Source organism: Shinella sp. SUS2, from assembly GCF_001262505.1.
GTDB lineage: Bacteria > Pseudomonadota > Alphaproteobacteria > Rhizobiales > Rhizobiaceae > Shinella.
On the sequence record NZ_KQ410730.1, the window covers coordinates 73,142 to 86,482 of the forward strand.

Below are 13,341 nucleotides of genomic sequence, written 5' to 3' on the forward strand. Positions count from 1 at the left end.
CCAAGCGCTGGTCCTTTGCGCTTGCATAGTACCATGATTCAGACTATTGGACTTTTGTCATTTCGAAATACCACGAGGCGGCGGGCGGCGGAAACGGCGCGGCCAGATTGATTGATTGCCTACGGATTGTCGTATATACGCGCTTAATACCATCCAGGGGTCGATCATGAACGAACTTCATCGCTCGCTGGCGGACAAGATCGTCCGCCATATCAGGACATCGGCCATGGAACGGGGACAGCACCTGACAGAAGCCAGCTTCCAGTCCCTGTTCGGCACGTCGCGCCAGCCGATCCGCTCGGCGCTCGGCATTCTGGCGGACCAGGGCATTGTCGAGCAGGTGCCCAACAAGGGCTTCTATCTGCGCGATCCCGACCGCATCGCCGCCGACCCGCTGCCCGCCGCCAACGATACGTCGGACGAGGCGACCTATCTGCGCATTGCCGATGACCGCCTGTCGCGCCGCCTGCCGGACCGGGTGAGCGAGACCGACCTGATGCGGCGCTACGGCGTGTCGCGGCTGGGGCTGCGACGCATCCTGACGCGCATCTCCGGCGAGGGCTGGATCGAGCGCAACGAGGGCCGGGGCTGGACCTTCGCGGTGCTGATCGATTCCGTCGAGGCCTACCGGGAATGTTACGACCTGCGTCAGGTGATCGAGGTGCACGGCATCCGCTCACCCGAGTTCCGCGCCGATCCCGTCATCCTCGCGGACCTGCGCCGCCGGCAGGAGATCGTCGCCGACGGCGGCTGGCAGCGGCTGAGCCAGATGGAGCTGTTCGAGGCGAATTCGTCGTTTCACGAAGGCCTCGCCGCGCTCTCCGGCAATCGTTTCCTGATCAACACGGTGCAGAAGCTCAACCAGCTTCGCCGCCTGATCGAATACCGCCAGACGCTGAACGCCGAGCAGGTGCGTGGCCAGAATGCCGAGCATCTTGCGATCCTCGATGCGCTTGATGTCGGCGACACCGCGAAGGCGGCGGATCTGATGCACGACCACCTCGGCAAGGCCAAGCTGCGCAAGGCCCGCGCCGAAATGTTTTCCGGTGGCCCCGCTGGCGGGCCGGACAAGGGAGATGACACATGACACGCGTACTTATACCCGCAGGCGCGCTGGGTCTGGGTTATGATCGCGCGGCGCTGGAGCGCGGCGTCGCCAACCAGCCCGACATCATCGCCATCGACGGCGGCTCGACGGACAGCGGCCCGTCCTATCTCGGGCGCGGCGTCTCGAAATATTCGCGCGCCTCGACCAAGGTGGAATGGCGCGAGTTGATGCAGGCGCGGGCGAAGGCCGGCGTTCCGCTCGTCATCGGCACCGCCGGCACCTGCGGCGCGGATGATGCGGTGGACTGGCTCTTCGACATCACCCGCGAGATCGCCCTGGAGGAGGGCATGCAGGTCAAGGTCGCCACGCTGAAATCCGGCCAGCCGAAGGAGCGGGTGAAGGCCGCGCTCGGCGACGGCCGTCTGCACGCGCTGCCGGCCGCACCCGATGTCAACGAGGCCATCGTCGACGACTGCACCAACATCGTCGCCCTCGCCGGCGTCGAGCAGGTCGCGGCGGCGCTCGCCACCGGGGCGGATATCGTCATTGCCGGGCGCACCACGGACACCGCCATCATCGCGGCGCTGCCGGTCGTTCGCGGCGACCATGCCGGCGCCGCATGGCACGGCGCCAAGGTCGGCGAATGCGGGGCGCTCGCCACCACGCAGCCGAATTCCGGCGTGATCCAGATCGACTTCGACGCCTCCGGCTTCACCATCGAGCCGATGGCGGCAGACGCCGCCGCGACGCCCTATACCGTCTCCGCCCATATGCTCTACGAGAATTCCGATCCGTTCATCCTGCACGAGCCGGGCGGCCATCTCGACGTCACGCGGTCCGAATACGAGGCGCTCGACGGGCGCCGGGTGCGTGTCGAGGGCTCGAAATGGGTGCCGGGGCGCTACACGGTCAAGCTGGAGGGCGCCCGCATCGTCGGCTACCAGACCGTCGGCCTCGCCGTGGTGCGCGAGCGCCGTTATGTCCAGCATGTGCGCGAATGGGCGGCGGATATCGAGGCCAAGGTGCGTGACAAGATCGTCGCCCGCATGGGTCTCGCCCCCGATACCTTCAGCGTCGAGATCCGGCTGATCGGCATGGATGCGACGCTCGGCGCGCTGGAGAACCGTCACGACATTCCCGTCGAGGTCGGCATTCTCGGCATTCTCACCTGCCCGACCGCCGAACAGGCGGCCGAGGCCGGCAAGATCCTCAACCCCTATCTCCTGCATCATCCCCTGACCGAGGACGAGCCGATGCCGACCTTCGCCTTTCCCTTCTCGCCCGCCGAAATGCAGCGCGGCGCGCTCTACGAGTTCTGCCTCAACCATGTGATGGAGCTGGACGACCCGCTCGCCGCCTTCGTGCTCGAAACCCATGAGGTGGGACATGCCTGAACTGGGAAGCCTCGTCAGCAAGGTACGCTCCAAGAATGCCGGGCCGTTCTGGTTGACGATCGACGTCTTCTGCGACGATCCGGCGACCTATGCCCGGGTGCGTGACGGGCTGAAGGATGCCACCGTGGCGCGGCTCTTCGGCGTCGAGCAGCAGTTGCTCAAGCGTTTCGACATTCCCGCGCTCAACGTCGTGAAATTCTCCGTGCCGCGCCCCGTCGTCCAGGGCACGCGCGCCGACCGCGACATGCACGGCGCCGGCTGGGCCTGCCTCCTGGAGGAACTGCAGGTCGACTGATCGGTCCCGAACGCACCTTCCCGATCCCGTCCCTCGCCATCGGCGGGGGACATGCCGGCCACCGCGACGCCTTCTCCCCGTCCCCCCGGCAAAACAATGTTGACAAGCGGCCAGATTGTCGTAAGTGTATTAATACGACAACGGCAAGGAGGCCGATGTCTGTGTTGCCGGCTCGGCAGCACCAGGGCTTTCAGCCCGGACTTATTGGGAGGAAATTATGATCAAAGCAGTTTTTGCCGCCGCAGTGGCGTTTTCGCTTTCGGCCGCAGCGCCGGCCTTTGCCGATCCGGCCGTGGTGATGGCGCCGGGCGGTGCCGGTGGCGGGTATGACGCCATGGCGCGCCTGCCGTTCGACGCGATGTCGAAGGAAGGCATCTTCGCCGACGGCGCGACCTTCACCAACAAGGGCGGTGCCGGCGGCACGATCGGTCTTGCCGAATTTGTCGGCGCGAACCGCGGCAACGACAATGCCGTCATGTCGATGGGCGTCATCATGGTCGGGGGCATCCTGCTCAACTCCTCGCCCGTCACGCTCGACGACGTGACGCCGCTGGTGCGCCTCACCAACGATACGGGTGTCGTCGCCGTCGCGACCGATTCCCCGATCAAGACGGTGGACGATCTCGTCAAGGCGATGAAGGAAAACCTCGGCGCCGTGTCGATCGGCGGCGGCTCGGCCGGCGGCGTCGACCACATCGTGATGGCGCTGATCGCCAAGGAAAGCGGCCTGGAGCCGGCCAAGCTGAACTACATCCCCTATGACAGCGGTGCGGAAGCCGTGACCGCACTCGGCGGCGGTGCCGTGACGGTCGCCGTCTCGGGCGTCTCGGAGTTCAAGCCGATGGCCGATGCCGGCCGCATCCGCATCATCGCGGTCACCTCCGAAGGCCGCGTCAACGGCATCGATGCGCCGAGCCTGAAGGAAGCCGGCCTCAACGTGGTCGTCGGCAACTGGCGCGGCATCGTCGGTGCGCCCGACATGTCTGCGGACGGCCGCAAGATGTGGCTCGACCGCTTTGCCAAGATGCATGAAAGCGCTGCCTGGAAGGACATTCTCGCCAAGCAGGGCTGGGAAGACGCCTACCTCGCCGGAGACGATTTCGTCGCGTTTCTCAACGACGAAAAGACCCGCATCGGCGCCATCCTGAAGGAAGCCGGCCTCGTCAAGTAAGCCGCGGCGCTTTTCGAAAGGATGTCTGACATGACGGAACGCCCCTATTGGCTTGCGGCGGGAACGGTCGGCTGGGGAGCCATCGTTTTCTGGAAGGCCGCGGAACTGCCCCAGTTCGACCAGTACGCCCATGTCGGCCCGGGCTTCATGCCCTCGGCCATCGGGATCGGCCTGGTCCTCATGGGCCTGCTGCTGACACTGCAGATCTACCGGGGCGTTCCGTTCGAGGAACAGGATGCCGAGGACGTCAGCGAGGACCACGCGGTCAACTACACCGCGCTCTGCCTTGCCGCGGCGGCCTGCGCCCTGCCGATGCTGACGATGAAGCCGCTCGGCTTCGTCATCACCTGCACCGGCTGTTTCGTGCTGGTGGCCGCGGCCTTCAAGTCGCGCCGCTGGCATCTCGACCTGGTGCTCGGCCTCGGCTTCTCGCTGTTGTGCTGGTGGCTCTTCCGCAAGCTGGGTGTCCAGCTTGGCGGTCTTCTTCCGATGATGGGGGTGTAGGATGGACGCGATCACCGGCTTGATGAACGGTTTTTCCGTCGCCCTTCAGCCACAGAACCTGATGTGGGCCTTCGTCGGCACCTTCATGGGCACCGCCATCGGTGTCCTGCCCGGCATCGGCCCGGCGCTGACCATCGCGCTGCTGTTGCCCGTCACCGTCTATATCGAACCGACCGCGGCCTTCATCATGTTCGCCGGCATCTTCTACGGCGCCATGTATGGCGGCTCCACCACCTCGATCCTGCTCAACACGCCCGGCGAGAGCGGCGCGATGATGACCGCGCTCGAGGGCAACAAAATGGCCCGCCAGGGTCGCGGCGCGGCGGCGCTCTGCACGGCCGCGATCGGCTCCTTCGTCGCCGGCACCATCGGCACACTGGGCATCACCTTCCTGGCGCCGCCCATCGCCGAGCTCGCCTTCATCTTCAAGCCGCAGGACTATTTCGCCCTGATGCTGCTCGCGTTCCTCTCCGTCTCGGTCGTGATGGGAACGTCCAAGGTGCGCGGCTTCATCGCGCTCCTGCTCGGCCTGTCGCTCGGCGTCGTCGGCATCGACAAGCAGACCGGCCTGCAGAGGCTGACCTTCGGCGTGCCCGACCTCATGGACGGCGTCGAGATGACGGTCGTGCTCGTCTCGCTCTTCGCCATCGGCGAGACGCTCTATGTCGCCAGCCGCTTCGGCCTGCAGAAGCCCAACCTCAATCCGCTCGCCGGCGGCATCTGGATGACGAAGGACGACTGGAAGCGCTCCTGGAAGCCGTGGCTGCGCGGCACTTTCTTCGGCTTTCCCATCGGCGCGCTGCCGGCCGGCGGCGCAGAAATCCCGACCTTCCTCTCGTATACGGTCGAGCGCAAGCTGACCAAGCATCCGGAAGAGTTCGGCAACGGCGCCATCGAGGGCGTGGCGGGTCCGGAGGCTGCGAACAACGCCGCCGCTGCGGGCGTGCTGGTGCCGCTCCTGACGCTCGGGCTGCCGACGTCGGCCACCGCGGCGATCCTGCTCGCCGCCTTCCAGAACTACGGGCTGCAGCCGGGACCGATGCTGTTCATCAACTCCGCCGATCTCGTCTGGGGCCTCATCGCTTCGCTCTATGTCGGCAACCTGATGCTGCTGATCCTCAACCTGCCGCTGGCGGGGCTCTGGGTACGGCTGCTCTTCATCCCGCGTCCCTATCTCTATGCCGGCATCCTCATCTTCTCGCTGGTCGGCATCTGGGGCGTATCCAACTCCTGGGTGGACCTTGCCATGATGTTCGGCGTCGGCCTGCTCGGCTACACGATGCGTGTCTATGACTTCCCGATCGCGCCGGTGCTGATCGGTCTCATTCTGGGGCCGATGGCGGAGGTGCAGATGCGCCGGGCGCTCGCCGTGGGGCAGGGGGATCCGATGGTCTTCGTCTCCACCCCGCTCTCGGCCGTGCTCGTCGCCATCTCCGCCCTGATCCTCATCGTGCCGGCAATGCTGCACTGGCGGCGCACCCGCAAGATCGACATGCCCGACAAAACCGCCGGCGCCTGACGCCGCCCACCACCGATGCCAATGCCCGACCGGCCGCACCCCTGCGGCCGGATGGGAAAACGCAACCCTCAGGGAGCCCACCATGGCTGAAACGCTTTACTTCCGAGCCGAAGACCTGACCCGCTACGCCACCGAGATGTTCCTCTCCGTCGGCATGAGCAAGGCCGATGCGGCGCTGATCGCGGGCGACCTCGTCAAGGCGAACCTGCGCGGCGTCGACAGCCATGGCGTCAGCCGCATCCCGATGTATCTGGAGCGGCTGAAGCGCGGCCTCGTCAATCCGCGCCCCGACGTGAAGGTGACGAAGGTGGCCGGCGCCGTCACCGCGGTCGACGGCGACAACGGCATGGGCTTCGTCGCCTCCAACATCGCCATGAACGCCGCCTGCGACATTGCCGGCGAGATGGGCATCGGCCTTGCCGGCGTGAACCGCTCGACGCATTTCGGCATGGGAGCGTGTTATGCGCTGCGCGCCATCGAGCGCGGTTTCATCTCGATGATCTTCACCAATTCCTCGCCCGCCATTCCGATGTGGGGCGGGCGCACCACCTTCCTCGGCGCAAGCCCCATCGCCGCCGGCATTCCGGGCGGCAAGCACCCGCCCTATGTCATGGATATGGCGATGACGGTCATCGCGCGCGGAAAGATCCGGCTCGCGGCCATGAAGGGCGACCCCATCGCCGAGGGCCTGGCGCTCGATGTCGACGGCAACCCCACCACGGACGCCGCCAAGGCCTTCGAGGGCGTCTGCCTGCCCTTCGGCGGCGTCAAGGGTTCGGTGCTGGCGACGCTGATGGACCTGATGTCCGGTGTCCTCACCGGCGCGAATTTCGGCGGCGACGTGAAGAGCCTCTATTTCGACCATTCCGAGCCGCAGAATGTCGGCCACCTTTTCTTCGCCATCAAGCCGGACCTCTTCCTGTCGCTCGATGATTTTGGCGCGCGAATGGACGAGTTCTACGAGCGCATCAAGGTGCTGCCGCGCGCGGCCGGCGTCGACGAGATCATGATGCCGGGCGAGCCCGAGCAGCGCCGCGAGGACGAACGCCGCCGCACCGGCATCCCCGTCACCGGCAATGTCGTCGCGGATCTCATCGCCGAGGGTGAAAGCCCCGGCGTCGCCTTCCCGGAAGGCAGCGCGGCCCCTTTCGAGGCAGCCTGATGAACCGCCTCTCCGCCCACATCGGCTACCTCTATGGCGATCTGCCGCTTGCCGAACGGCCGGCGGCGGCGGCGCGCGACGGCTTCACCGCCGTCGAGCATCCCGAGCCGTGGGCCATCCCGGCGAAGGAGATGCGCGCCCGCCTTGCCGATCTCGGCCTGACTTTCTCGCAGGTGACATCAGGCATGGGCGATGCGGCCGCGGGCGAAAAGGGCCTTGCCGCGCTTGCCGGCCGCGAGGCGGCGTTCCGCGCCGGCTTCGACCGGGCGCTTGCCTATGCGCTGGAGATCGGCTGCCCCTTCGTCCATCCCATGGCAGGCGTGCCGAAGGGCGGCGTTCTGGATGCAGCCGAGACCTACAGGCTCAACCTCTCCTGGGCGCTTAACCAGGTGGAGGGCAGCGGCGTGCGGGTGCTCGTCGAGGCGATCACCATTCCCGGCTACCATATGGGCAGCCTTGCCCTTGCGGCAGAGTTGCAGGACCAGTTCCACGGCCGTTTCGCCCTCTTGTTCGACACCTACCATGCTGCCGTCCTGGGTGAGAACCCACACCTCTGGATCGCACAGAATGCCGACCGCATCGGCCATGTCCATATCGCCGACCACCCCGGCCGCCACGAGCCGGGAACCGGCACGCTCGCCTTCGAGCCCATGCTCGCCGCCCTCACGGCAGCCGGTTACGCCGGTGCCATCGGCTTCGAATACATCCCCTCCGCCGCGACATCCGCCAGCACGTCCTTCCTTCCCGGCTGGAAGCGGCTCCTTTCCGAAAAGGTTTCCCCATGACCGCGATCACCTCCGTCAATCCCGCCACCGGAAAGCCCATCCGCAGCTTCGACCTGCAGGACGATGCCGCCGTGGACGCTGCGCTGGAGGCAGCAGCCCGCGCACAGCGCGCCTGGCGGCGCGTCCCGGTCGGCGAGCGCGTGGCGCTGCTCACCCGCATGGCCGCGGCGCTGCGCGCCGGCAAGGCGCGGTACGCCGAGATGATCGTGCGCGAAATGGGCAAGCCCATCGCCGAGGCCGAGGCCGAAATCGAGAAATGCGCCTACAACTGCGATTTCTACGCCGAACATGCGCCGGCCTATCTTGCCGACGAGCCCGTTGCCTCCAATGCCAGCGAGAGCGTCGTCGCCTTCGAACCGCTCGGCGTGGTGCTGGCGATCATGCCGTGGAACTATCCGTTCTGGCAGTATTTCCGCTTCGTCGCCCCGGCGCTTGCCGCCGGCAATGGCGCGATCCTCAAGCACGCCAACAACGTGCCGGAATGCGCGCTTGCCGTGCAGGAGGTGATGGACGCCGCCGGCACCCCGGCCGGGCTGACGGCGACACTGCTCGTCGACACGTCCAAGGTCGCCGGCCTCATTGCCGACCCGCGCATCGCCGCCGTGACGCTGACGGGCTCGACCGAGGTCGGCGCCATCGTGGCTTCGCAGGCCGGCAAGGCGCTGAAGAAGCAGGTGCTGGAACTCGGCGGCTCCGACCCGTTCATCGTGCTCGCCGATGCCGATCTGGAGGCAGCCGCCGAGACTGCCGTCAAGGCACGCTACATCAATGTCGGCCAGTCCTGCGTCAACGCCAAGCGCTTCATCGTGGAGGAGGCCGTCGCTGATCGCTTCACCGCGCTCTTCGTCGAAAAGGCCGCCGCGTTGAAGATCGGCGATCCGATGGAGCGCGACACGAAAATCGGCCCGATGGCGCGCGAAAACCTGCGCACCGGTCTGCACGATCAGGTCAAGCGCTCGCTTGCCGAGGGGGCCGTGCTGAAACTCGGCGGCGAGCCGCTCGAAGGCGATGGCTTCTACTATCCACCGACCGTGCTCGACCACGTCAGGCCAGGCATGACGGCCTTCCGCGAGGAAACGTTTGGCCCGGTTGCCGCCATCATCCGCGCGAAGGACGCGGACGAGGCCGTCGCCATGGCCAATGACAGCGAATACGGCCTCGGCGCTGCACTCTGGACGGGCGATGCTGCCCGCGGACGAGAACTCGCCGCCCGCATCGATGCCGGCGCCGTCTTCGTCAACGGCATGACCGCCTCCGACCCGCGCTACCCCTTCGGCGGCATCAAGCGCTCCGGCTACGGGCGTGAACTCGGCGTCTACGGCATCCGCGAATTCGTCAACATCAAGACCGTCTGGATCGGTCCTTCCAAGTGAGGTCCCCAATGTCCAAACCCGCTATCCTGCGCCCGCACGAGCTGAAGACCAACGACCGCGGCGGCGGCGCGCGCACCACGCCGCTCGTCACCCGTCGCTGCGGCTCCACCAGCATGATCAACGGCATCACGGCCTTCGATCCCGGCGCCGCCATAGGCCTGCATTTCCACAATTGCGAGGAAAGCGTCATGGTGATCGAGGGCGAGGCGATCGCCGAGATCGATGGTGTGCAGCACCATCTTTCCACCAACGACACGACCTGGATCCCCGCCAACGTGCCGCACCGCTTCATCAACGCCTCCGACAAGCCGATGCGTATCTTCTGGACCTACGCCACGGTCGATGCCACCCGCACCATGGTCGCGTCCGGCGAGAGCCGGTCGATCGACGCCGAACACGGCCACGCCGCGAAATGAAGGAGAACCCCATGTCCCCCGTCGTTGAGGTGGCGGAGATCAGGGTCACCGATCCCGCCGGCTTCGAGGCCGCCGTTGCGGCGGCGCGGCCCTTTTTTCTCGCTGCCGAAGGTTGTCTCGATCTCGCCTTGCACCGCGTCGTCGAGACGCCGGAGACCTACCGGCTGCTCGTGACATGGCGCAGCATCGAGGACCATATGGTCACGTTCCGCGCTTCCGACGGTTTCCAGAGATGGCGGGCACTCGCTTCGCCCTATTTCGCAGCGCCGCCGGTCGTCACCCATTCGGCGGCCGTGGCTCTCTGACGGTCGGGGCATGGCGCACACCCTCCTTTTCCGGCGCGGGATGACCGTGCTGATCGCGGCAGCTGGCGTAGCAGTCTTCCTCGCCCTGCATCTGCCCCTGCCGTTCCTGTTCGGGCCGATGGCCGCCTCGCTGGTGGCGGCGCTGTTCGGCGCGCCGCTGGCAGGGCTAGGGCAGGTGTCGATTGCCGCGCGCTCCGTGCTCGGCATTGCCATCGGAACCTCCGTCACCCCGGCGCTGATCGCCGAACTGCCCTCGATGGTCGCGTCCCTGGCACTGGTGCCGGCCTATATCGTCGTGATCGGGCTGATCGGCGTGCCCTTCTTCCGGCGCGCCTGCGGCTTCGATCCGGTAACGGCCTTCTATGCCGCCATGCCCGGCGGGGCGGCGGATATGACGATCTTCGGACAGGAGGCCGGGGCGAATGTCCGGCAATTGTCGCTGGTTCACGTCACGCGGCTGATGGTCATCATGGTCGTTGCGCCCATCATCCTCGTCAACATCTACGGCGTCGGCCTCACGCATCCGGTCGGCCCGCCGGCCTCCGACCTGCCGGTTCCGGAAATGCTGATCATGGCGGTCGCCGCTCTCGTCGGCTGGAAGGGTGGCGAGCGGATCGGCCTTTTCGGCGCGGCGATCCTCGGGCCGCTCCTCGTCTCCGCCGTCCTGTCGCTCGCCGGCATCCTGCATCTGCGTCCGCCGCGCGAGGCGCTTCTGGCCGCACAATTCCTCATCGGCATGGGCATCGGCGTCAGCTATGTCGGCGTGACGCTGCGCGAACTGCGCAACACCGTCACCGGCGGGGCTGCCTTCGTGCTGATCCTCGCCGCGCTCGCCGGCGCGGTGACGGAACTCGTGACGCTGACCGGCCTTGCCCCGCCCGTCGAAGGCTTCCTTGCCTTCATTCCCGGCGGGCAGGCGGAAATGTCGATGCTGGCGCTGGTCTCCGGCGCGGACCTGAGCTTCGTCGTCGTGCACCACCTCACGCGCATCCTGGTGGTCATCCTCGGCGCGCCGATCCTGTTCCGCCTCATGCGCCGGGCTCAGCCGCCCGGCTGAGGCGACCGCAGCCGTGCCAGCGCCGCAACGATCGCCCGCCCGGCGACCTCCACGTCCTCGGCGGAAATGTCGATATGGGTGACCATGCGGACGCGGCTCTCGCCCTCGACATTGACGCGGATCCCCGCACCGAACAGTGCCTCGGCCAAGGTGCGCGCGGGAACGCCTGTCCCCGAAAGGTCGAGAAACAGGATGTTGGTGACATCGCCCTCGGGCTGCAGGCCAAGGCCGGGCACGCCGCCAAGCAACGTGGCAAGCCGGCGGGCATTGGCGTGATCCTCCGCCATGCGCGCGACATTGTGATCGAGCGCATAGAGCCCCGCGGCGGCGAGAATGCCGGATTGCCGCATGGCGCCACCGAGCCGGTGCTTCCAGATCAGCGCCTCTTCGATGAAGCCTTCCGGCCCCGCCAGAACCGCACCGACCGGGCATCCCAAACCCTTGGAAAGATCGATCCAGACGCTGTCGCACGGCGCGGCGAAGCGGGCCGCCGGAAGGCCGGTGGCGACGGCGGCGTTGAGCAGCCGCGCACCGTCCATGTGCAGCGCGAGCCCTTTTTCCTGCGCCAGTGCCTTCAGGGCAAGGATCGTCGCCTCCGGCCAGATGCGCCCGCCGCCGCGATTGGTGGTCTGCTCGATGGCGATGACCCGGCTGCGCGGCGAACGGTGGCGCGGCGCCCGCAACCGGCGTGCGACGTCCTCCACGGAAAAGAGGCCTGTCGCCGTCTCGATCGGGCGGAACTGCGCCCCGGAAAGCGCCGCTGCGCCCGCCCCTTCCGAACCGAAGACATGGGCGTTTTCCGCACAGACGATCTCGTCCCCCGCCCGGCAATGGACGAGGAAGGCGATCTGGTTCGCCATCGTTCCTGAAGGCAGGAACAGCGCCTTCTCTTGCCCCAGCAGCTCGGCCACCCGTGCCTCCAGCGCCAGCGTCGTCGGGTCCTCGCCCCGCTGCTCATCCCCCACGACCGCCGCCGCAATGGCCTGGCGCATGCCTTCGCCGGGGCGCGTGGCGGTGTCGGCGGCAAGATCGATGAGGGGGGAAGGGGGGGACATGAACGCTATCCTTGAATGCGAGGCGGCAACCGGCGCGCCGACGGCGCACCGGAGCGATCCTATCCGGAAGGAGACGGTTGCCACAACACGCCACCGCACCCGATGAGGAGGCCATTTCCTGCCTCCACGCCCTGAAAGGGCAGCACAACGGCACCGCAGGAACGGAGATCCCGGCTCCGCCTGCCCACAAGGGTAGGGCTGGCGGCAATCGCGCTGAGACGCGGAAAGGCAAGAAGCTTGCCTTTCCGTTCAGAAAAAGGGTCCGGTCCGGCGCAGGATCTGCCGCGACCGCCCCAGGGCGCTCCGATTACATCAGCATCAGCTTGTCATTCAGCGCCATCCAGCCGCCGGGCTCCTTGATCAGGGCGGCGGTGTCGTGCTTGCCGAAGATGCGGGTGAAGCTGCGTTTGGTGAAGATCTCGTAGAACATCGCCGAGGCCGGGCCGACGGGCCCGCCGCGGCCGCCGAAGGCACCGGCGATCACGGTTTCCTGATAGGCGCGCCAGTGAACCTCCATCGCGGTGCGCGCGACGAGCTTGCTCAGCGTCACCTTGATGCCGAGCTTGGCGACGGTGGTGGCCACGCTGGTGGCAAGGCCGACCGCCGGGATCGGGATGGCGGCACCGGCAAGACCGACGCCGCGCACGCCGATCTTGGCGACCTTCGCCTTGAGCATGGCATCGACCCAGCGCGTCACCGTCTCGCTCTTCTTGAAGCCCTTGCCGGCGGCCTTGATGCCGATGAGATGCGCAGCCGTGGTGCCGACGGCGCTGCCCTCCTTCAGGATGCTGCCGACATCGACCGCCGTCACGCCCGAGGCAAGGCCCCCGGCGAGACTGACCGCGCTGCCGCCGAGCCCCTTGAAGGTGCGCCCGGTGAAATACTTGCGCGTCTTCGGCGACATGCCGTCATGTCCGTTGGCCAGGAAGGCCGGGTTCGGGATGACCCTCTCATCCGCATCCTCCGCGCCGTAGACCTCGCGCAGGAAATGCACGACCGCCACGATGCTCGATGCGGTGTCGTCCATATCCGCGATCGATTCCACGACACACCAGCACACGTCTTCCGCGTCGCCCTTGTCGAGCGCGCCAAAATTGATACCACCCGGCACGACCTGTCCCCCTTTGAAAAACCAGAGACCGGCCCGTGTGCAGCCCTTGCTCGCCGTGCCGTTCTACCCCTTGTCCCCACTACGTTACGCGGCGTCGCTTGCTTACGCCATCACTAAAATGCCGACGCAGACGCTACTGCAAACTC

General features: G+C 66.9%; 14 protein-coding genes. 12 read left to right on the plus strand and 2 right to left on the minus strand.

The genetic code is table 11. The features are described 5' to 3' along the window. The first annotated feature begins 166 nt into the window (after nucleotides 1-166). The 12 genes from AKG11_RS13965 to AKG11_RS14020 all read left to right on the plus strand — a co-directional run bounded on the left by AKG11_RS13965 (nucleotide 167) and on the right by AKG11_RS14020 (nucleotide 11,029). Nucleotides 167-1,087 (plus strand): GntR family transcriptional regulator, encoded by a 921-nt coding sequence (locus AKG11_RS13965; RefSeq protein WP_050744284.1) that lies wholly within the window; start codon nucleotides 167-169, stop codon nucleotides 1,085-1,087. Next, nucleotides 1,084-2,442, plus strand: a complete 1,359-nt coding sequence (locus AKG11_RS13970; RefSeq protein ID WP_050744285.1) for an acyclic terpene utilization AtuA family protein — start codon at nucleotides 1,084-1,086, stop codon at nucleotides 2,440-2,442. The genes AKG11_RS13965 and AKG11_RS13970 overlap by 4 nt, the downstream gene beginning before the upstream one ends. Then, nucleotides 2,435-2,737, plus strand: a complete 303-nt coding sequence (locus AKG11_RS13975) for a DUF4387 family protein (RefSeq protein WP_050744286.1) — start codon at nucleotides 2,435-2,437, stop codon at nucleotides 2,735-2,737. Before AKG11_RS13970 ends, AKG11_RS13975 begins: the two co-directional genes overlap by 8 nt. Before the next feature lie 217 nt (nucleotides 2,738-2,954). Beyond that, the gene (locus tag AKG11_RS13980; RefSeq protein WP_023515587.1) at nucleotides 2,955-3,908 is read left to right on the plus strand and encodes a tripartite tricarboxylate transporter substrate binding protein; all 954 of its coding nucleotides are present in this window, start codon (nucleotides 2,955-2,957) and stop codon (nucleotides 3,906-3,908) included. Between the two features lie 30 nt (nucleotides 3,909-3,938). Next, nucleotides 3,939-4,412 carry a tripartite tricarboxylate transporter TctB family protein gene (locus AKG11_RS13985; RefSeq protein WP_023515586.1) on the plus strand — a complete coding sequence of 158 codons (474 nt, stop codon included), beginning with the start codon at nucleotides 3,939-3,941 and terminating at the stop codon, nucleotides 4,410-4,412. Between the two features lies 1 nt (nucleotide 4,413). Then, nucleotides 4,414-5,931 (plus strand): tripartite tricarboxylate transporter permease, encoded by a 1,518-nt coding sequence (locus AKG11_RS13990; RefSeq protein WP_023515585.1) that lies wholly within the window; start codon nucleotides 4,414-4,416, stop codon nucleotides 5,929-5,931. An 82-nt stretch (nucleotides 5,932-6,013) separates the two neighbouring features. After that, nucleotides 6,014-7,093, plus strand: a complete 1,080-nt coding sequence (locus AKG11_RS13995) for an Ldh family oxidoreductase (RefSeq protein WP_050744287.1) — start codon at nucleotides 6,014-6,016, stop codon at nucleotides 7,091-7,093. Continuing rightward, entirely contained in the window at nucleotides 7,093-7,878 is a 786-nt protein-coding gene (locus tag AKG11_RS14000) for a hydroxypyruvate isomerase family protein (RefSeq protein ID WP_050744288.1), read from the plus strand. The genes AKG11_RS13995 and AKG11_RS14000 overlap by 1 nt, the downstream gene beginning before the upstream one ends. Further along, a complete protein-coding gene (locus AKG11_RS14005) occupies nucleotides 7,875-9,251 on the plus strand; it encodes an NAD-dependent succinate-semialdehyde dehydrogenase (RefSeq protein WP_050744289.1) in 1,377 nt (458 codons plus the stop codon). The genes AKG11_RS14000 and AKG11_RS14005 overlap by 4 nt, the downstream gene beginning before the upstream one ends. Before the next feature lie 8 nt (nucleotides 9,252-9,259). Continuing rightward, entirely contained in the window at nucleotides 9,260-9,667 is a 408-nt protein-coding gene (locus AKG11_RS14010; RefSeq protein WP_050744290.1) for a cupin domain-containing protein, read from the plus strand. A gap of 11 nt (nucleotides 9,668-9,678) precedes the next feature. Continuing rightward, a complete protein-coding gene (locus tag AKG11_RS14015; protein ID WP_023515580.1) occupies nucleotides 9,679-9,972 on the plus strand; it encodes an antibiotic biosynthesis monooxygenase family protein in 294 nt (97 codons plus the stop codon). A gap of 10 nt (nucleotides 9,973-9,982) precedes the next feature. After that, nucleotides 9,983-11,029 (plus strand): AbrB family transcriptional regulator, encoded by a 1,047-nt coding sequence (locus AKG11_RS14020; protein ID WP_050744291.1) that lies wholly within the window; start codon nucleotides 9,983-9,985, stop codon nucleotides 11,027-11,029. Here AKG11_RS14020 and AKG11_RS14025 read toward each other — a convergent pair. Together AKG11_RS14025 and AKG11_RS14030 are read right to left on the minus strand one after the other, a co-directional pair. Continuing rightward, nucleotides 11,014-12,084: a threonine aldolase family protein gene (locus AKG11_RS14025; protein ID WP_050744292.1), complete on the minus strand. Its 1,071-nt coding sequence runs from the start codon at nucleotides 12,082-12,084 to the stop codon at nucleotides 11,014-11,016. The genes AKG11_RS14020 and AKG11_RS14025 overlap by 16 nt on opposite strands. A 307-nt stretch (nucleotides 12,085-12,391) precedes the next feature. Further along, complete coding sequence (locus tag AKG11_RS14030; protein WP_050744293.1) at nucleotides 12,392-13,195, minus strand: hypothetical protein; 804 nt, start codon at nucleotides 13,193-13,195, stop codon at nucleotides 12,392-12,394. Nucleotides 13,196-13,341: the final 146 nt, after the last annotated feature.